Genomic DNA, 19,775 nt, shown 5'->3' on the forward strand with positions numbered 1-19,775 from the left:
TAAAAGGATGAACCTGATAGTTCACATTTTTTAGTGCGATATCATATGAGCTTAAATGTAAGGGTGCTATAAGGAAAAATCTTGAAAAAACAAATAACCCGTTTGAGCGTGCTGAATTTACTGGCGCTAGGTTACACAGTGCAGGCGTTCGCTGGTGGTGTGCAATTACCGGACATACAAAATATCCAACAGAACTTGCCAAGGCCTGTTTTCCCTCAGCCTGCGCCGATTATCCAGGTGCCTGAAGAAACGCCCGTGCAAGAAAAGAAACAAAAAAAATCCAGTCTCAAGATTGTGGTTAAAGAATTTAAATTTTCCGGCAACAAACAATTCTCCAGTGAAGAACTGGCTGCCCAGGTCGCGTACCTGACCGGTCATGAAATCGGCATGCGCGAGCTGAATGAGGCTGTGGGGACTATCCGGAATTATTACCGCCAGCGCGGCTATATGCTGACACAAGTTTACCTGCCGACTCAGGACTTGCAGAAATCCACAGATGCTGAAGCAGTGGTTGAGCTTTCCATTCTTGAAGGCACCTTGGGTGAAGTGAAGGCAGAAACGGGCAAAGGGCTGGATCAGGAATATTTCCAGTCACTTTCTGAATATGGCCTGGAAAAAGGCGATGTACTGAATGAGCGTAATCTGGTGCGTAACCTGATGGTGATGAACGGCCTGCCTGGTATTCAGGTGACCTCGCAGCTTAACCCGGGTGAAGCCGTCGGTAGTTCTGACGTGGCTGTCTCAGTTGAACCACGCGTTTCATACAGCGGGTTTGTCAGCGCTAATAACTATGGAAACCGTTTCACCAATCGCGAAACATTAGGCTTTGGTCTGGCTGTTAATAACCTGAGGGGCCGCGGTGACCAGCTGGCTGTGGTTGGTAAAGTGTCTAATGATGAAGGCCAGCGTTCGCTGAGCAGTTTGTACTTCACACCTGTCGGCGATGCCGGCACGATATTAAACGTGGCTTATAGCTATGTTGATTACAAGCTGGGCAAGGAATTCAAGGTATTCGACGCGCATGGAGATGCACATTACTTTTATGGCTCCCTGGAACATCCGTTAATGCGTGAGACTAAAAAAGGCATCGCATTCAAAGCCGCCAGCAATTACAAGATTCTCGATGATGATATTGATGCAGTCAATCAAAGTAACCGGCGCGATATTTCCAGTATCGAATTGGGCTTGGTGGGCGACTGGATTAACGACGGTGGTAATGTTGCTTATCAATGGAGCCTGCTGCTGACGCAGGGGAATGTGTCCTTTAAGGAAGGTGCGGCCAAGGCAAGGGATCGCGATCTTCTGGATACAGAGGGCAGTTTCACGAAATGGAACTGGACATCAAGTCGAACACAAGTTTTTGAAAACGGCATTAACTGGATTGTGCGTGCCGATTATCAGGGTACTAACAATAATCTCGACATTGCCGAGAGATTCGGTATTGGTGCCATCAACCGCTGGAGGCAGTTCTCCGAAATTCCAAGCCAGGCTGATCAGGGCTGGATGGTGGGCACTGATGTACGCAAAACTTACGTGTCGACCGCTGCGGACGTGACACCGTACATTCAATCGGTGACACCATTCGCTTTCTATGATGTCGGACGTGGAAAGCTGAATCATGATCCTTTGACCAGTGACAATCATGTCAGGTCCAATCATATAGGCGTGGGAACGGATATCCAGTTTCCGGCCCAGTGGATTTTAACTACCATTTATTCACAGCAAAAACGTGATCTGGATGGCGCCGAAAGTAACACTGAGTATCAGTTATGGGCTCAGATACGTAAAAACTTTTAGGTAATCCAACACAGATACAAGTTTAAAAACAAGCTTTAACATAAATAATTTTAAGAACAGTAGCCCGTTAGTCATACTGGGCTACAGACAAAAAAAACATCCTGAAGCAAACTATTGACTATCAGGAATTGAGAGAAGTTAGGAAGACCACTGTTCCCTGAGGATCAGTGGAGCCCCCATAGAGGAGAATGTCATGAAAGCAGCATCCCTAAACCATATTTATCGTTTGATCTGGAGCAAGACCCAGCAGGCATGGGTCGCAGTTGCCGAAGGAACGCGCAGCAACGGTAAGTCTTCTTTAAACGGTCAGGTGAATGACTTAATTCAGTCAGGCAGCCTCTCCTTAACAAAGGTTTCTTTTACCCCAGGTACAAAATGGCGGGCAGTGATTGCGAGTGCTTTTGCAGCTGCCTTATTGCCGTTGTCATCATTGGCGGATACAAATGTGGTTGCTGGCGTAGTGGCAGGTGATCTGACCGTTAAAGATATCAGTGCTACACATACCCAATATACACATACCGCAAACGTCAATATTGTTGATTTTTACAAATTTGGGGTGCTCAAGGGTCATCAGCTGGATGTGGTGATGCCAGATGCTGGCAGGGCGTTGTACCGTGTGATTGGTAACAGCCGCTCTGAAATCATGGGAACCTTAAACTCGAATGGTACTTTGGTACTGGTCAACCAGAATGGTATCTTGTTTGGTAAAGGTGCCGAAGTCAACGTAGGCAACATCATTGCTTCTACCTTGAATATTTCCAACGAAGCTTTTCTGCAAGGCCGCTACCAGTTTACCGGTGGAGATTTGGCAGGCAGCGTAGTCAACAAAGGCTATATCAAAGCCAAGGATGAAGGCTACATCGTCATGCTTGGTAAAAAGGTAGAAAACGAAGGTACTTTGGTCGCCAGTAAGGGCAGCGTTGTCATGGCGGCCGCAAAGGAAGCTGTCCTGGACTTTTATGGCAATGGCCTGGTGCGGGCCAATCTGACCGGGCAGGCAGTTGAGGCACTCGTAAAGAACAGCGGCCTGATTCAGGCGAATGGTGGCTTGGTACAACTTGCAGCGAATGCACGCACCGCAGCCATCAATGTCACAGGCATTATCGAAGCCAACCAACTGGTCGAAAAAGATGGGATGATTCGTCTCGAAGGTGGCGATAACTCCAAGGTAGAAGTGTCCGGCAAGTTGATTGCCAAAGGTGAAAATACCACTGGCGGCACCATTGAAGTGACCGGGGAGCAAGTGGCCTTGATGAAAGGTGCGCTGCTGGACGCTTCCGGTGATACCGGCGGCGGTAAAGTGCTGGTAGGTGGTGGTTATCAGGGTGGAGATGCCTCCGTTTATAACGCCAGAACTGCATACATTGCAAATGGCGCGACTATCAAAGCTGACGCGATCAGGCAAGGCGATGGCGGCAAGGTTGTTGTCTGGGCTAACCATGCGACACGTTTTTATGGATCTATCTCGGCGCAAGGTGGCCTGTTAGGTGGCAACGGTGGTTTTACCGAAGTATCCGGTAAGAACTACCTGGACTTTGCCGGGCGTGTAAATCTTTCAGCTGTGAATGGTGACAGAGGTACCTTGTTACTGGACCCTGAAAATATCACGCTGGTGAATGGACCTGCTTCTAACACCTCTGGATTTAACCCGGGTGTGGATAATCAGCAAGCTTATACTGACAATTTCGGCCAGGATAGTGTGTTCAATGTGGGAGCAGGCGGCAGTTTCACTGGCGTAGGCAATAATGCCAATATCGTGTTGCAGGCCAATAAAGACATCAATGTCAATTCAGACTTTAATCTGAAAACTGCAACAGGCAATACCGATGTCAGTTTAACGCTGTTGGCTAAAAACGATGTCAATTTGAATGCTAATATCATTGCTGACGGTGCCGGATTCGTTGCCATCACCGCAGACTCTGATGGCAATAACACTGGTAACCTGAACCTGAAAGCCGATATCGTGACTGATAAAGGTGTGGTGTCACTCGCGGGTGCAAACATTATCCAGACCAGCGGCAGTGATGTCACGACTAATGGTGGCATGGTGATGATCGGCTCAAATGGTGATGTCAATCTGGGTGATATGAAAATCAATACCTATGATCAAAGTGCCGGTTCCACACGTGCTACCGGCGGCAATGTGCTGCTGTTAGGTAAAAATATCTCTATGTCGGGTGAAATCAATACCGCGAATCCTGCTGCCAGCGGTGTTACTTATACTGGTGGTCAAGGCGGTAATGTTGCTGTGATCGCGTTCAATGATATCAACCTGGGTGATACCAAAGTCAATGTGGCTGGCGAATCTATCACTGCCACAACCATCCCCGTCAATGGTTCTAACATGGCCATTTCAGGCAATATCATTATCGGTGCCAGCAACAATATCACCATGAATAACGGTAGCCTGAATACCAATGGCATGGGACAGACTGGTGCAGGCACAGATGTGAATTTCACCGGTAACGTCGTCGTGGCCGCTAATGGAAATGCCAACCTGGGTACCACACTAATCGATACCTCCGGTTCGACACCTGCTAACAGTAACGGCATCAATGGTGGTGCAGCTTTGTTGACGGGCCAGAATGTGACTGTTGGTAATATCAATACCAACGGATCTGCGCCAACCAGCGCCAACGGCACCGGCGGTGCTGGCGGCCAGGTCGTCGCCATCGCGAATAAGGGCAGCGTCACAGTCGGAGATATCACTGCTGGCGGTGCAACATCAGATGGTACCGGCAACGCAGGTAATGGCGGCAACGTGAATCTGACTTCTGTAGGGGGCACTGTCACTTTGCAATCTATCGATACACGTGGTGGTGTGGCTGGTGGATCAGGCACATCTGGTAACGGCGGCACTGTTGATATCAACGGCAATGCGCTGATCGCCACCAATGCGGTGATCGACAGCCGAGGCGTCACCGGTGGTAATGTGAACTTTAACGGGACTGTTGATTCCGTAGCGGCAGGCAATCGTGCGCTGATTGTGAATACCAACGGCACAACCAATTTCACAAAATCCGTAGGCACAACCAAAGAACTGGCAAGTTTGACAACGGATGCTGGCGGCACCACCGAGATTTTTGGTTCTACCATGAAAACTACCGGTAACCAGACATACAATGACAGGGTTAACCTGCATACCGCTACCACTTTTGAAACCACCGCAGGCGGCAACGTGGCTTTGAATGATGTGGTGAACGCGGCTGGCAATGCAGTGATTGTGAAAACCGGTACAGGCGATTTTACTGCTAACAACGCTGCTAACCAGTTTGCTTCAATCCAGGTGGTGAACGGGCGTAATGTCAGTGTGCGTGATGTCGATGATATCACCGTCGAATCTGCAAATCTGACCGGTGACTTGCTGGTGCGCGCTGCCAGGGACCTGACGCTGAATGGCAATGTAGCGACTACCAGTGGTACCGCGACGGCCGTGCAACTGGTTGCTGAACGTAATTTCAACAATGCTGGCAATGGCTCGATTTCGACTGGTGCCGGTGGCAGGTGGCTGGTGTATTCAACCACCCCACTTGCCGACACGCGTGGTGGTGCATTGACTGCATCTTATGATTTCACACAATACAATGCCAGCTATGGTGACACCATACTGGGGGCTAACGATGGATTTATTTACAAAGTTGCTCCTACAGTGAATGTGGCATTGAACGGCACAAGTACCAAGCCGTTCGATGGCAATAATACTGTCACAGACTTATCCGGCCTCAATGTTAACCTGTCGGGCTTCTTTAACAATGATCAGGCGGGTGCCGCAACCCCTGTGACCGGTGCTACTTTCGATAACCCATCTGCAGGTACCAATAAGCCGATCGCCGGAACCTACGACCTGAATGCCCCTGGTGTGATTGTGACTGCTGAGGGAAAACAGGTATATGGCTATCAGTTTGTTGAAACTTCTAACGCTACAGGCAGTATTACAGCTGCAGCAACAGGACCAACCACTCAGGGATTCGGTTCTCCCAGAGATGGCGCCGGCCTGGGCGGTCTGATCCCGAATAACCCGATATTGAATACGATGTTTATCGTTTCTCTGAATCCTGCTGCGGGTGATGAAGAGGATCTTGATGCGATTGCCTGTCCTGCCAACGAAGACAGCCTGGGCAGTACGCCTATCCTGAATTCAGGCGTGAAATTGCCGGATGGCGTAAGTTCGAATTGTATCTAATTCAATCGTGTTAGCTTAGGGTAGTCAGTAAAAGCCGGGTGTTTACCCGGCTTTTACTTTTTTGCCCGACAACATTTTATGTAGGCGCTTAGCCAACCAAGTAAAATACAAGTAAAATAATGGCTATTCGCGGCTGTAGTTCAATGGTAGAACGCCAGCTTCCCAAGCTTGATACGCGGGTTCGATTCCCGTCAGCCGCTCCAAAGGAATTTTCATGGCTATCACTCCCCCAACCGTTCTTACATTTGCAGCAACAGACCCAAGCAGTGGTGCCGGTGTGCAGGCGGATATCATGGCGCTCGCCAGTATCGGCTGTTATCCACTGTCCGTGATTACTGGCATTACAGTGCAGGATACCGTGGGTGTGGAAAGTGTCATGCCGCTGGATGCGGACTGGATCAATGACCAGGCACGCACCATTCTGGAAGATGTCTCCGTGAGCGCATTCAAGCTGGGCTTGCTGGGCAGTGTTGAAAATGTCGCCATCATCGCGGAAATCGTCGCTGATTACCCCGATGTGCCGCTGATTATTGATCCTATCCTCACTTCTGGGCGTGGCGATGAGCTTTCCAATGAAGAAATGCAGGCCGCGATGTGCGAATTACTGTTTCCGCAGGCCACCTTAATCACCCCTAATAGCCTGGAGGCGAGACGCCTGGCCTACTACGACGAAGGCGATGAAGTGAAGCATAGCTCGCTGGAGGAGTGTGCGTTGCGCTTGCTCGAAATGGGCACTGAATACGTCATGATCACCGGCACGCATGAGCGCTCCAATGATGTCGTCAATAGCTTGTACGGTATGCAGCTCAGTAATATGCCCGGCCTGATCAAGGATTATCACTGGGAACGTTTGCCAGGCAGCTATCATGGTTCCGGCTGTACGCTGACCAGCGCGATCACCGCCTGCCTGGCGCATGGGCTGACGATAGAAGAGGCCGTGCATGAAGCGCAGGAATTCACCTGGCAGACCTTACGCCACGCTTTCCGTCCCGGCATGGGGCAGTTCATTCCGGACCGCTTCTTCTGGGCACGCGAAACCGAGGTTCAGGAAAAAGCCAGTGAGCTTCAGCATTAAAGGGTTGTACCTGGTCACACCAGACCAGGATAACACCGAACTACTGTGTTCACAGATTGAACAGGCGCTGCAAGGCGGTGCTTCAATTGTGCAATACCGCCACAAAACAGCCAGTAAGGCCTTGCGACTCGAGCAGGCCAGCGCACTGTTAACTATTTGCCGTCAGGTCAATGTGCCTTTATTAATCAACGACGACGTTGAACTGGCGGCCACGCTGGACGCAGATGGAGTGCATATTGGCCAGCATGATCAGGCGATAGCAGACGCAAGAGCATTGCTAGGCCCGGCCAAAATCATAGGCGCCTCTTGCTACAACCGTTTTGAACTGGCAGAACAGGCGCAAACGGCTGGCGCAGATTACATAGCATTTGGTGCCTGTTACCCCTCGCCTACCAAACCCGATGCGCCTCGCGCTACCGCAGACTTGTTCACCCGGGCCAAACAATCACTGTCATTGCCTGTGGTCGGCATAGGCGGCATTACCCTGGATAACGCGCCGCCACTCATTGCCGCCGGGGCAGATGCGCTCGCTGTGATCACAGATATTTTCCAGGCCACGGATGTTTCAGCACGTTGTCGCCAGTACCTGCCATTGTTCGTTAAAAATTGAGTTTTTTCGCTACCGCTTTATCAAACGTTGTTTGGTAAAATGCATTCGTTAAATTGATTCGGTAAATTCTATGCATATTCACATCCTCGGTATTTGCGGCACGTTTATGGGCGGCATTGCCGTTCTGGCAAAAGCGGCCGGGCACCATGTCACCGGGTGTGATGCGAATGTCTATCCACCGATGAGTACCCAGCTGGAAGCCCAGGGCATAGAGCTCATTGAAGGGTTTGACCCCAGCCAGACGGCATTCAATCCTGATATGTATGTGATCGGCAATGTGGTGACACGCGGCAATCCGCTGATGGAAGAAATCCTGAATCAGGGCCTGCCTTATATTTCCGGACCGCAATGGCTGGCCGAGCATGTGTTGCAGGGCAAATGGGTACTGGCGGTCGCCGGTACGCATGGCAAAACCACGACGTCTTCCATGCTGGCCTGGGTGCTTGAGTATGCCGGTCTGGCACCGGGTTTCCTGATTGGCGGTGTGCCGGAGAACTTTGGCGTGTCAGCGCGGTTGCCACAAACCCCTAAGCAGGATCCCAACTCTGTCTCTCCATTCTTTGTGATTGAGGCCGACGAATACGACACCGCCTTTTTCGACAAACGTTCTAAATTTGTCCATTACCGTCCGCGCACGGCGGTGTTAAACAATCTGGAATTTGATCACGCCGATATTTTTGAAGATCTGTCAGCCATTGAAAAGCAATTCCACCATCTGGTGCGCACCGTGCCACAACAAGGCCTGGTAGTTGCCAACCAGCAGGAAAGCCTGGACCGAGTCCTGGTCCGTGGTTGCTGGAGTGGTGTTGAGCGCATAGATAGCGCTGCTGGCTGGCAAGTGCAGAATGTAGATGCGCAAGGCCGTTTTGATGTGTTCTTTAATGGCGAACGCCAGGGTAATGTCAGTTGGGAGCTGATGGGTGAACATAACCGCAGCAACGCGCTGGCCGTGATCGCCGCCGCCCGCCATGTCGGTGTTGCGCCCTGTATCGCGATCGAGGCATTAAACGAGTTTAAAAACGTCAAACGCCGCATGGAAGTCAAAGGCGTAGTCAACAACATCACTGTGTATGATGACTTTGCCCATCATCCGACCGCCATTGCCACCACGGTTGCAGGCTTGCGTGCCAAGGTGGGCAAGTCACGCATTCTGGCCGTGCTTGAGCCGCGCTCCAACACCATGAAACTGGGCGTAATGAAAGACGCATTACCCGACAGCTTACGGGATGCAGATGCCGTATTTTGCTATGCCAATAACCTGGGCTGGGATGCGGCTGCGGCTCTCTCCCCCATGCAAAGTAAAGCGCAAACATTTGAAGATCTATCCCAACTGGTGCAAGCAGTCAGCCGTTTGGCACAACCTGGTGACCATGTGCTGGTGATGAGTAACGGCGGCTTTGGTGGCGTACACCAGCAATTACTACAGGCATTGCAGGGCTAACCAGGCGGCAGATGCCCTATGCGCTTCCGTGAACGTTCGCCTCTGGTATGGGCTTTATGGTTTTCGCTGATTGCGCATGCGGTACTGCTGACGCTACATTTTCAACCTGAATTAAAAGCGCTGAAAGACCAGATCCCCTCACTCAAAGTGATGCTGGTGAACAGCAAAACCCAACAGGCACCTAAAAATGCCGATGCGCTGGCGCAGGCGAATCTTGACCGTGGTGGCAATACCGACGAGAAGCGGCAGATGAAAAGCCCGTTGCCAAGTGTGCAGAAAATGCCTGCCACGACACCGCAAGCGACTGAGGCGACCATGCAACCCGCTATACCGGCCACTCCGCAGGATGCCGAATTGCAGCGTCATCAACAGCGCGTGGCGCAACTTGAACAGGAAGCGCAAGCGCTATTGACGCAACTCAAAGCCAGCCAGGCAGTGACTAGCGTGCAGGCGCCCCCACTGTCACAAACGCAGGCTGCTACCAGAAAACCAAATCCGCAAGCACTGAACCGGCCGGTGCAAACACAGCGGGAAATGATGGCCATGCAAGAGATGGCAAAACTGGAAGCCCTGATCGCCAAGCAGCAGGACGCTTACGAAATGCGCCCCAAACGCCAGTTTATCGGTGCGCGCACCCGCGCATACCGGTTTGCCAATTACGTGGATCAATGGCGGCAAAAAATCGAACAGGTCGGTAACCTCAATTATCCGGAAGCGGCGCGCACGCAAAAGCTGTATGGAAAACTGCAACTAACGGTGGCTATCCGCGCTGATGGCAGTATTGAAAGTATTAAAATCCAGCAAAGTTCTGGAAAGCGCCTGCTGGATGAATCCGCGCGCCGCATCGTGCAGCTGGCCGCGCCGTTCCCGGTATTTCCTGAAGATATGCGCAAGGATACCGACGTGCTGAGTATTACCCGCACCTGGACATTCAGTAAAGAAGATCAACTTTCAACAGAATAAAGCGTCCAATCTTTTTCTATCGCCTGTCTTTGTGGTATTTTTCATTGATCATCATGTATGAGCGGCATCAGAAAGCAACCTTATGAATCAAAGTCACTTTCAATATCATGTGTTTTTCTGTCTCAACCAGCGCGAAAAAGGCGAAGACTGCTGCATGAACCGCGGCGCTGAAGCGGCGTTTGATTACATGAAAAAAAGCGTCAAAAAACAGGGCCTGGCAGGTACGGGTAAAGTCCGCATCAACCGCGCCGGTTGCCTGGATCGCTGCGCCGAGGGGCCTGTGATGGTCATCTACCCGCAAGCGGTGTGGTATACCTTTGTCGATAATGAAGATATCGACGAGATTATCGAAAGCCATTTGCAGAATGGCAAAGTGGTGGAGCGCCTGCTGGTATAGGGCAAATACGCATGGCGCTATTATGGTTTAAAAGGCTGCTACTCAGCTTGCTGGTCGTCACGCTGCTGACGGTACTGGCTTTGGCCGCCTGGATCTGGCAACCCTATGATACCCAGGCCTGGCGCGTCAGGTTGCCGGTGGCAGGCGGAGTGCAAGTGCGGGTCGTACCGGTATTGATGCTCGCGACTTCCGCGCCCGGTCGCTGGTTGCTGGATAGGCAAGCCTTTAATTTGCACCACGGCGATATACAACTGTATGACGAAGATGGGTTGCGGGCCCGCTGCCGGCATTGCTCGATAGAGGCAAAATCGGTCAGCGACCAGCCCATCGTGATTCCCATGATAGAACTCTGGTTGCAAATGGACCAGCAGCATATATATGGTTACCTCTCGTTAGGTGAGGCAGAGCCATTGTTCACCATCAATTTTAACGGCAAAGTCAGCATGCGCAGTTTAAAGCTGACATGGGAACTGCCGCAAACACCATTGCAGGCACTCCTTAAACCTTTGCAGCCGCATTCGCAGGTAATACGCGATGCGATCGTTTCCGGGTCCTTATCCGCTTCCGGTACTTTGCGCTGGCCCAAGCAGGAGTGGAGTGCACAACCGCAATTGAATGCGATGGCTGTCTCCGGCCTGAATATACGCGCTGCCAGTACGCTACCCATACAGTATGATTGCCCGTTACTTGATGAGCATAAGCACCCGGAAAATATGCAATGGGTGTCTTACGACAAACTGGGGCGCTGGCTGCCGGTGGCTGCCATCATCGCCGAGGATGCCGAATTCAAGCATCATCCCGGGTATGTGATGGCACAAATGCAGCATCTGCTAGGCAAGGAAAGCGCAGATAAACAGGTAGGCGGCAGTACTATCACACAACAACTGGCGAAATACATGTTCACTAACGGCGAGCGCACCTGGAAGCGTAAAGTAGAAGAGTTGCTCTACGCCGTGCAACTGGAAGCTGCGCTGACCAAAACCGATATCCTGGAGCTTTACCTTAACACGGTGGATTTAGGCCCCAGTCTTTGCGGTGCACATGCTGCCTCGCGCTATTATTTCGATCTGACACCCGATAAATTGAATCCTATACAAGCTGCCTGGCTGGCTGGCATTATCAGTAACCCACACCGCGCCTGGAAAAAACAGTATATCCAGCAGCAGCCAGATCTGAAGCGCGCGGAAGATATCCTGCATTTTATGCCACGCAGCGCACGCAAAGAGCCCGGCAATTTGAATTTTCGTCCGGTGAAAGTCGCCGGATAACTTACAATAGCACTTTATTTCCCAATCAAGTCGGGACCTGTATTTTGAGTACAATCAAACTGAATAAAACCGCTGCTGACAATGACGAAGCACCAAAGCGCAGCAAACCGGTGCGTCGCGCCTCGCCTACCTTGCGTGACCGCACCCAACCACCGCCAAAACCTGCGCCTAAAGTGGTTGAGAAAGCATCGTCTACCGACAGGCAAAATAGCCATGCAGAAAAACCGGCGCGCCAGGAGCGCACCAGGCATGAGGGCAAACCGGGCGATAAACCCTATGCGCGAAAAGATTCGCGCAATGAGCCACGCAGGGAATCGCGAAACGACTCCAGGTATGGCTCACAGGCTGACTCTCGCAAACAATATAGCTCAGATCGCCCTGTACGGCGTGATGATGCGGCACCCAGACGCCCTATCCCCCCAACGGATCCAGACGCACAGCCCAGATTATCCAAAGTGATGGCGGATCGTGGCCTGTGTTCGCGCCGCGAAGCTGATGACTGGATCGTCAACGGCTGGGTCAAGGTCAATGGAGAGATCATCGAGGCCCTGGGTACACGCATAGACCCGGATGCCGAGATCATTATCAGCACCTATGCAAAAGAATACCAGGCAGAGAATGTCACCATCCTGCTGCATAAACCGGTGGGCTATGTCAGCGGCCAGGCGGAAGATGGTTATGAACCCGCCGTGGTTTTGGTGAAACCCGAAAATCAGTGGTCAGAAGACCCAACCCAGAAAACATTCCACAGAGGCATTTATCACGGCCTGGCACCTGCCGGACGCCTGGATATCGATTCCACCGGCTTGCTGGTACTGACCCAGGACGGGCGGATTGCGCGTGTATTGATTGGTGATGATTCCAGTGTGGAAAAAGAATACCTGGTGCGGGTTGAAGGTGAGCTGAGTGCCAATGGCATGGCAAAGTTGAATCATGGCTTGAGCCTGGATGGTGTGCAGCTTAAACCGGCCAAAGTGTCGTGGCAGAATGAAGATCAGTTGCGGTTTGTGTTGCGTGAGGGGCGCAAACGGCAGATTCGCAGGATGTGTGAGCTGGTGGGCTTGAAGGTGGTTGGGTTGAAGCGGATCCGCATTGGGCGGATTAGTTTGGGTAAGTTGCCGGCGGGGCAGTGGCGGTATTTAGCGGCACATGAGAAGTTTTGATGGATTATGTCTGAAACAGTGAGTCGCTGCATCAGTCCGTCATTCTGGCGGAGGCCAGAATCCAGGCAAAGTTAATGATTAGCTCGGAGGCAATAGACAACGAATATCGCACTTGCCGGAAGATTTAATAAAGTATTTCTTTGGATCATGTGAACGTTTCTTTTCGCCTTTAGGCGAGTTACTTTTCTTTGCTTGCCCAAAGAACAAGTAACCAAAAGAAAGGGCACGCTAGCTTCCGCTTTTTTCCTGCGTTGCTCGTCAACGTGGGCGGCCAACGAAACTCGCCCTGACAAGCCACACGGAACGTGGCTTGTTGCGGAACTCAAACAGACGCTGGCCGAAGACTCCCACGCTGACTGCGCTACTCGGCGCGTCAGATAGGGGCCCATGAAAGGCACACGCTTTCACTTGAATGTAATTCTTTGCATTGAAGCACGCTCAACCGCGGCAAAACTACCTAAAGAATTTGATTTAAGCTTGGTATTTGGAAAAAAACTTACTTAGCGCGCTGAATGGCGTATATCCAATCTACGTTACAGCGTGGTGGTTTTAACCGGGCCCCTATCTGACGCGCCGAGTAGCGGAGTCAAAACAAGAGATAAGGGAGCGTTTGTTTGAGTCCCGCAGCAGCTCACGAAATGTGTGAGCTGCCAGGTCGAGTTTCGCAACCGCTTGTTTTGATGAGCAACGCAGGGAACAAGCGGAAGCTAGGGTGCCCTTTACTTTGGTGACTTTTCTTTGGGCAAGCAAAGGAAAGACACTCGCCTAGAGGCGAAAGAAAGTGCTGAATTAGTAAATAAACATTACAAACTAGCTCACCCCAAACTGAGGGTAGGATGTTTTATCCTCCGCTACCTTTCTTATGGACAAGCATAAGAAAGAGGGTCGCCTAGTGGCGAAAAACAAACTTACTTACATCCCATACATTAAAATACACAAAAAAATCCGCCAATAGGCGAAAAATAAAAAATTAACCAACTAGGAACCACAATGGGATTATTCGACAACTTAGCCAATAATATGATGACTAAAGTCATGGGCGATAAAGCCCCCATGGCAAAACTCGCCATGGAGCTATTCCAGCAATACGGCGGCCTGCCTGGAATCCTGCAAACCCTCAAAAATGGCGGCTTGACCGAGCAAGTCGATTCCTGGGTAGGCACCGGCGCCAATCTAAACGTTTCCGCCCAGCAGATAGGCACCGCATTAGGGGACAGCGTGTTAACCGGCATCGCCACCAAACTGGATATCAGCAAAGAAGAGCTCGCAGCCAAAATTGCTGAATACATCCCTGATGTGGTGAATCAAGTGACACCGAACGGCGTCGTGGAAAATAATCCGGCGCTGATCATGTCCAGATTAATGGGGATGCTGAAACAAAAATAGCGGGCCGCTGCCCGCTATTTTCTGTGTCTCAAGATCACACGATGCAGTATTTTGCCCGGTAATCCTGTATCGCCGGGAAATATTGCGCCAGGCTGTCATTCCCTTGCAAGTAGGCAAACAAGTCTGTCAGTTTGGCAATACTCACTACCGGCATCTGGTTGGTTTGCTCAACTTCCTGCACGGCAGATAATTCGCCCAGGCCTTTTTCCTGCCTGTCGAGCGCAATGCTGACACCACAAGGTGTTGCCCCCGCCTGGCGTATCATTTCCACAGATTCCCGAATCGAAGTACCGGCAGAAATCACATCATCGATAATCAGCACGCGGCCTTTGAGGGGCGCCCCCACCAGCGTGCCACCTTCGCCGTGGTCTTTAGCTTCCTTGCGGTTATAGGCATAAGGGAAATTTTTCCCCATGCGCGCAAATGCGATGCTGATTGCCGACACCAGGGGGATCCCCTTATACGCAGGGCCAAACAGCATGTCGAATTGCAAGCCAGACTGTAGAATACTGTGTGCGTAGAATTCACCCAGTTTGAGCAGGCTTTCACCATCATCAAACAGGCCGGCGTTAAAAAAATACGGGCTTAAACGGCCTGCTTTGGTTTTAAATTCACCAAAACGTAATACCTGTTTCTGGATGGAAAAAGTAATAAAATCGGCACTGATTGGTTTTGCAGTCATTTGAAAAAAAACAGAAAGAATTTGAACAATGCGTATTATAACCTTGAACCTGAATGGCATACGGTCAGCCTGTAACAAAGGCTTTTTGCCTTGGCTGGCGGCGAGCAGCGCGGATATCGTCTGTCTGCAGGAGCTGAAAGCGCAGGCAGGCGATATGCAGCCGGATATGCTGCAACCGCCGGGTTATCACGGCTATTTCCACTATGCCGAAAAAAAGGGATACAGCGGAGTTGGCATCTACAGCAAACAGCCAGCGGATAAGGTGATTATCGGCCTGGGTCATGCCCATATTGATGCTGAAGGCCGTTACCTGGAGTGCCAGTATGGCAACCTGAGTGTCGTGTCTTTATACCTGCCAAGCGGCTCCAGTGGTGAAGAGCGCCAGCAATTCAAGTTTCAGGTACTGGCGTTATTTCTGCCACATCTGGAACAACTGATCGCCGGAGGCCGCGAGGTGGTGATCTGCGGTGACTGGAATATCGCGCATCAGGAAATCGATCTCAAGAATTACAAAGGCAATCGGAAAAACTCCGGCTTTTTACCGGAAGAACGGGCCTGGATGACCGATATACTCGGACGTGTCGGCTGGGTAGATGTCTATCGCACCTTACACCCGGAAACCACAGACGAATGTTATACCTGGTGGAGCAACCGCGGCCAGGCCTGGGCGAAAAACGTAGGCTGGCGCATTGATTACCAGCTTGCCACACAGGCACTGGCAAAACGCGCAAAAGCGGTAAGTGTGTATAAGGCCGAGCGCTTCAGCGACCACGCACCGTTGATAGTGGATTACCAGGATTAGGCCGTGTCAGGTCGCCGGCTGAGAGGCTTTGCAGATGCATAAACCGCAAAGCATGTGGACGATAGTCATCGCCGCCGCTGCCATCCTGGCGGTCACCATGGGCATACGCCAGTCCCTGGGCCTGTTTGTCTCGCCGTTGAATACCAGTACCGGGCTGGGTATCGTCACCATCAGCTTTGCCATGGCCATTGCCCAGTTCGCCTGGGGCTTAGCACAACCCTTGTTTGGCATGCTGGCTGACCGGGTCGGGTCATTCAAAGTGATACTGATTGGCACCCTGCTGATGGCAGCTGGGCTGGCTGTGACCCCATTTGTCAGCTCAGAGTTTGGCCTGGTATTTTCCATAGGCATACTGACGGCTGTAGGCGCAGGGGCCGGCAGCTTTTCTATCCTGATCGGTGCTGTGGCAGCGCGATTACCCGCCGAACGTCGTTCTTTCGCTGCAGGATTTATTAATGCCGGAGGTTCATTCGGGCAATTTGTTTTTGCACCCCTGGCACAAGCGCTGATTCATTCTTTCAACTGGATCAACGCATTGCTGATCCTGGCGTTCACATCACTAAGCAGCATTTTTCTGGCACTGCCATTGCGGGAAAACCACAGCACGATTGCACAAAACGCAATCAAAGCCCCGGAAAGCATCACCCTGAGGCAACAAATAAGTATCGCGTTTAAAGATCGCAGTTATCTTTGCCTGCATGCCGGGTTCTTCACGTGCGGATTCCATATCGCCTTCCTGGTCACGCACCTGCCAGGTGAAGTCAACATTTGTGGCTTGCCGCCTGTGGTAGGCGCCACGTCACTGGCGATTATCGGCCTGGCGAATGTGCTGGGCAGTTTATATGCCGGCTGGCTTGGGCAAACCCAACGCATGAAAATGATCCTTTTTTGGATGTATGCCTCGCGCGCCATTGCCGTGGGCATCTATCTGGCAGCGCCAAAAACGGCCCTGACGTTTTATATATTTGCGGCAGTGCTTGGGTTTACCTGGCTCTCTACCGTGCCACCCACAGCAGGGCTGGTGGGTAAATTATTTGGGCCGCGATATTTGGCTACCTTGTTTGGCTTGACCTTGCTCAGTCATCAGATTGGGGGATTCTTTGGTGCGTGGTTGGGTGGGCTGGTGTTTTATGCGAATGGTGATTATCAATGGATGTGGGTGGGGGATATTGTGTTGGCTTCATTGGCGGCGGTGGTGAACTTACCGATTAAAGAGGCGAAGCCTAAGTAGGGTTCGCACTATCTGCTGTGTAATTGTGTAACTGCTCGCTTATATGCGAAACAGGTATTTCTACTGCAACAGCCCGTCATCCGGCGGAGGCCGGAATCTAGGCAGAGTTAGTGCTAGCTTGGGTACAATAAAAAAACGAATGTTGCGCTTGCTGATGGTTTTAATAGATATTTCTTAGAACATTCACCGTTGCTTTTCGCTTTCACAGCGAGTTACTTTTCTTTGCTTGCCCAAAGAATAAGTAACCAAAAGAAAAGGCACCCTAGCTTCCGCTTGTATCCTGCGTTGCTCGTCAAAATAAGCGGTCGCGAAACTCGCCCTGACAAGCCACACAGAACGTGGCTTGTTGCGGAGCTCAGACAGTCGCTCCCTTCCTCCTTATTTTGCCTGCGCTACTCGGCGCGTCAGATAGGGGCCCATTTAAAACCACCACGACGAAGCTTTGGTTAAAAGGTTTTGCATTCAGGGCGCTTAGTACCTTTTTAATTACTAAGACGAAATCCTAACAAACTAACTTTAGTTTTGTTTGTGCTTTGCTTCAATGGTTGAGCGGGAATGAATGTGGGGAGTCTCGACTAACTGAACGCGTAGTGTTTTTAACGGGCCCCTATCTGACGCGCCGAGTAGCGCAGGGAGCGTGGGAGTTTTCGGCCAGCGTCTGTTCGAGTTCCGCGGTGGCTTGCGTTCTTTGCAAGCCGCTAGGGCGAGTTTCGTTGGACGCCCACACAGAGTCCGGTTACAGACGAAAGTCCTAGGACGAGCAACGGAGGAAACAAGCGGAAGCTAGGGTGCCCTTTCTTTTGGTTACTTATTCTTTGGGCAAGCAAAGAAAAGTCACTCGCCTAGAGGCGAAAAAGAACGTTTATCAAGATTCGAAGAAATATCCACGAGTATTTACAGTAAGTGCCGCTCTCGTTCTACGATTGTAACCAAGCTAAAAATCATCCTGCCTGGATTCCGGCCTCCGCCGAAATGACGGACTGGTGTAGTACCCACCATTAAGCAAACCGTTCCGCAGGGTTAAAAGCAGTGACTTAGAAACCGCTGCTACTCCCTACATCATATGACGACCTGATACAGCAAGTATCTGCTTTAACGCTCCCGCCACGGCGCTACCTTAAACAACAACACCATCCCCGGTATAGTCAGCAACGTACACGCATAAAAAAATTGCTCCCAGCCAAGACTCTCCACCATCCCGCCCGTTAGTGCATTGAATACCGATCGCGGTACGGCTGACAAGCTGGTAAATAATGCCAGTTGCGTCGCGGTATACGCCGGATTGGTTTCACGTGCCATATAAGCCACATAAGCCGCTGTTCCCAAGCCGATGCCAAACGCTTCGGCACCGATTACAAACGCCAGCATGCTGCGCTCGGCAGCGCCGATTTCAGTGAACGGTCCACTTTGTGCCAGCCATGCAAAACCCAGAATAGATAATGCCTGTATCACACCAAATACCCATAAGCCACGATTAATGCCTATTTTGAGCATCCATAAGCCACCGACAAATGCGCCGGCAATCTGCATGACCAGGCCGCTACCTTTGGCTATTGCGCCAATATCGGTTTTACTGAAGCCCATATCAATGTAGAAAGGTGTCGCCAGCGCAGTCGCCATGCTGTCCCCCAGTTTATACAGCAGGATAAACAGCAATACCCAGACTGCATATTGCCAGCCACTGCGATGGATAAATTCCTTGAAGGGTTCGACCACGGAAGCCAGCAATGTTTTTGGCATGCTGGCGGCCACTGGTTCTTGTGACCACAGGGTAAAGCCTATGCCGGGTAGCATAAATAAACCCACAATCAGAAACACTTGCGACCAGGCCATATGGTCGGCCAGGATTAATGCCAGTGAGCCAGGGACTAATCCGGCGATACGGTAGGCATTCACATGAATACTGTTACCCAAACCCAATTCTTCGTCGCTCAGTATTTCGCGTCGGTAGGCATCAATCACAATATCCTGGCTGGCGGAGAATAAAGCGACCAGTGTAGCCAGTAATGCAACCGCGGTGATATCAAATGCTGGTTGAAACGAGCCAAGTGCAATGATGGAGCCCAACAATGCAAATTGGGTGAACAGTATCCAGCTACGTCTGCGGCCCAGGCTTGCCAGTAATGTATAGCGGTCCATCAACGGTGCCCATAGAAATTTCCAGGTATACGGCAGTTGCATAAATGCGAACGCGGCAATGGTTTTTAAATTGAGCCCTTCGCTGCGTAGCCAGGCGGGTAATAACTGCAGTAAAAGGTAAAGAGGTAGGCCGGAGCTGAAGCCAAGCGCCACACACATCAGCATGCGGCGTGTAAACAGGGTTTGTGCGATGGTCATGTCCGCATTGTAATCGCTTTTGTCTGGCAGACATTCGCCAGGCAAAAAAAAGCCAACCCTTGCGGGTTGGCACACTCGGAGATCAAATGGTCAAACAATTCTTTGTGGAAAAGCCCTACAGACTGAGTATCCACTGGACCAAGGTTTTAATATCTTCGTCCTTTACCTGCGGGCTGTTAGGCGGCATGGGCATATCACCCCACGCGCCACTGCCGCCGGCTTTTACTTTCTGGATCAATTTTGCCTCCGCAGATTTGTCGCCTTTGTATTTGGCGGCAACATCCTTATAGGCTGGTCCCAGGATTTTTTTATCCACACTGTGGCACATCAGACAATTACTTTTTTGCGCCAGTGCTTCGGCATTACTACCTGCCATGACAGAAGCTGTCATCCCCAACAGGGTAGTCATTGCCAGGCTTTTAATGAATAAATTCATAGAG

Annotated in this window: 15 protein-coding genes and 1 tRNA gene; 13 read left to right on the forward strand and 3 right to left on the reverse strand. The window is 51.1% G+C overall.

Annotated features, from left to right (window positions below; all coding sequences use genetic code 11):
* Positions 1 to 81: 81 nt before the first annotated feature.
* The 11 genes from ACFQ2T_RS09605 (at position 82) to ACFQ2T_RS09655 (ending at position 14,283) form a co-directional block, all read left to right on the forward strand.
* Positions 82 to 1,797, forward strand: a complete 1,716-nt coding sequence (locus tag ACFQ2T_RS09605) for a ShlB/FhaC/HecB family hemolysin secretion/activation protein (RefSeq protein ID WP_379033653.1) — start codon at positions 82 to 84, stop codon at positions 1,795 to 1,797.
* Between the two features lie 193 nt (positions 1,798 to 1,990).
* Positions 1,991 to 5,980: a two-partner secretion domain-containing protein gene (locus ACFQ2T_RS09610; RefSeq protein WP_379033656.1), complete on the forward strand. Its 3,990-nt coding sequence runs from the start codon at positions 1,991 to 1,993 to the stop codon at positions 5,978 to 5,980.
* Positions 5,981 to 6,109: 129 nt separating this feature from the next.
* Positions 6,110 to 6,183: transfer RNA gene (locus ACFQ2T_RS09615), tRNA-Gly, on the forward strand.
* 11 nt (positions 6,184 to 6,194) lie between these two features.
* Positions 6,195 to 7,055 carry a bifunctional hydroxymethylpyrimidine kinase/phosphomethylpyrimidine kinase gene (thiD, locus tag ACFQ2T_RS09620; RefSeq protein ID WP_379033659.1) on the forward strand — a complete coding sequence of 287 codons (861 nt, stop codon included), beginning with the start codon at positions 6,195 to 6,197 and terminating at the stop codon, positions 7,053 to 7,055.
* Positions 7,039 to 7,665 carry a thiamine phosphate synthase gene (gene thiE / locus ACFQ2T_RS09625; RefSeq protein ID WP_379033661.1) on the forward strand — a complete coding sequence of 209 codons (627 nt, stop codon included), beginning with the start codon at positions 7,039 to 7,041 and terminating at the stop codon, positions 7,663 to 7,665. Before thiD ends, thiE begins: the two co-directional genes overlap by 17 nt.
* A 70-nt stretch (positions 7,666 to 7,735) precedes the next feature.
* On the forward strand, positions 7,736 to 9,106 hold the full coding sequence (gene mpl, locus ACFQ2T_RS09630) for a UDP-N-acetylmuramate:L-alanyl-gamma-D-glutamyl-meso-diaminopimelate ligase (RefSeq protein ID WP_379033664.1): 1,371 nt from the start codon (positions 7,736 to 7,738) through the stop codon (positions 9,104 to 9,106).
* Positions 9,107 to 9,124: 18 nt separating this feature from the next.
* Positions 9,125 to 10,069: an energy transducer TonB gene (locus ACFQ2T_RS09635; protein ID WP_379033667.1), complete on the forward strand. Its 945-nt coding sequence runs from the start codon at positions 9,125 to 9,127 to the stop codon at positions 10,067 to 10,069.
* Between the two features lie 82 nt (positions 10,070 to 10,151).
* Positions 10,152 to 10,466 (forward strand): (2Fe-2S) ferredoxin domain-containing protein, encoded by a 315-nt coding sequence (locus tag ACFQ2T_RS09640; RefSeq protein WP_379033670.1) that lies wholly within the window; start codon positions 10,152 to 10,154, stop codon positions 10,464 to 10,466.
* 11 nt (positions 10,467 to 10,477) lie between these two features.
* Positions 10,478 to 11,734: a biosynthetic peptidoglycan transglycosylase gene (locus ACFQ2T_RS09645; protein ID WP_379033673.1), complete on the forward strand. Its 1,257-nt coding sequence runs from the start codon at positions 10,478 to 10,480 to the stop codon at positions 11,732 to 11,734.
* Positions 11,735 to 11,778: 44 nt separating this feature from the next.
* Entirely contained in the window at positions 11,779 to 12,897 is a 1,119-nt protein-coding gene (locus tag ACFQ2T_RS09650) for a pseudouridine synthase (RefSeq protein ID WP_379033676.1), read from the forward strand.
* Between the two features lie 1,020 nt (positions 12,898 to 13,917).
* Positions 13,918 to 14,283, forward strand: a complete 366-nt coding sequence (locus ACFQ2T_RS09655) for a YidB family protein (protein WP_379033679.1) — start codon at positions 13,918 to 13,920, stop codon at positions 14,281 to 14,283.
* A 34-nt stretch (positions 14,284 to 14,317) separates the two neighbouring features.
* Here ACFQ2T_RS09655 and pyrE read toward each other — a convergent pair whose 3' ends face one another.
* Positions 14,318 to 14,965 (reverse strand): orotate phosphoribosyltransferase, encoded by a 648-nt coding sequence (gene pyrE / locus ACFQ2T_RS09660; protein ID WP_379033682.1) that lies wholly within the window; start codon positions 14,963 to 14,965, stop codon positions 14,318 to 14,320.
* Between the two features lie 28 nt (positions 14,966 to 14,993).
* On the opposite strand from pyrE, the gene ACFQ2T_RS09665 reads away from it, so the two are divergent.
* Together ACFQ2T_RS09665 and ACFQ2T_RS09670 are read left to right on the forward strand one after the other, a co-directional pair.
* On the forward strand, positions 14,994 to 15,767 hold the full coding sequence (locus ACFQ2T_RS09665) for an exodeoxyribonuclease III (RefSeq protein ID WP_379033685.1): 774 nt from the start codon (positions 14,994 to 14,996) through the stop codon (positions 15,765 to 15,767).
* A 34-nt stretch (positions 15,768 to 15,801) separates the two neighbouring features.
* A complete protein-coding gene (locus ACFQ2T_RS09670) occupies positions 15,802 to 16,998 on the forward strand; it encodes an MFS transporter (protein WP_379033688.1) in 1,197 nt (398 codons plus the stop codon).
* A gap of 1,092 nt (positions 16,999 to 18,090) precedes the next feature.
* On the opposite strand, the gene ACFQ2T_RS09675 is transcribed toward ACFQ2T_RS09670, so the two are convergent.
* Both ACFQ2T_RS09675 and ACFQ2T_RS09680 read right to left on the reverse strand, forming a co-directional pair.
* Entirely contained in the window at positions 18,091 to 19,335 is a 1,245-nt protein-coding gene (locus tag ACFQ2T_RS09675; RefSeq protein ID WP_379033691.1) for an AmpG family muropeptide MFS transporter, read from the reverse strand.
* Between the two features lie 115 nt (positions 19,336 to 19,450).
* Entirely contained in the window at positions 19,451 to 19,744 is a 294-nt protein-coding gene (locus tag ACFQ2T_RS09680; RefSeq protein ID WP_369814166.1) for a c-type cytochrome, read from the reverse strand.
* Positions 19,745 to 19,775: the final 31 nt, after the last annotated feature.

The sequence above is a fragment of the Methylophilus flavus genome (genome assembly GCF_042678905.1).
Classification (GTDB): Bacteria; Pseudomonadota; Gammaproteobacteria; order Burkholderiales; family Methylophilaceae; genus Methylophilus; species Methylophilus flavus.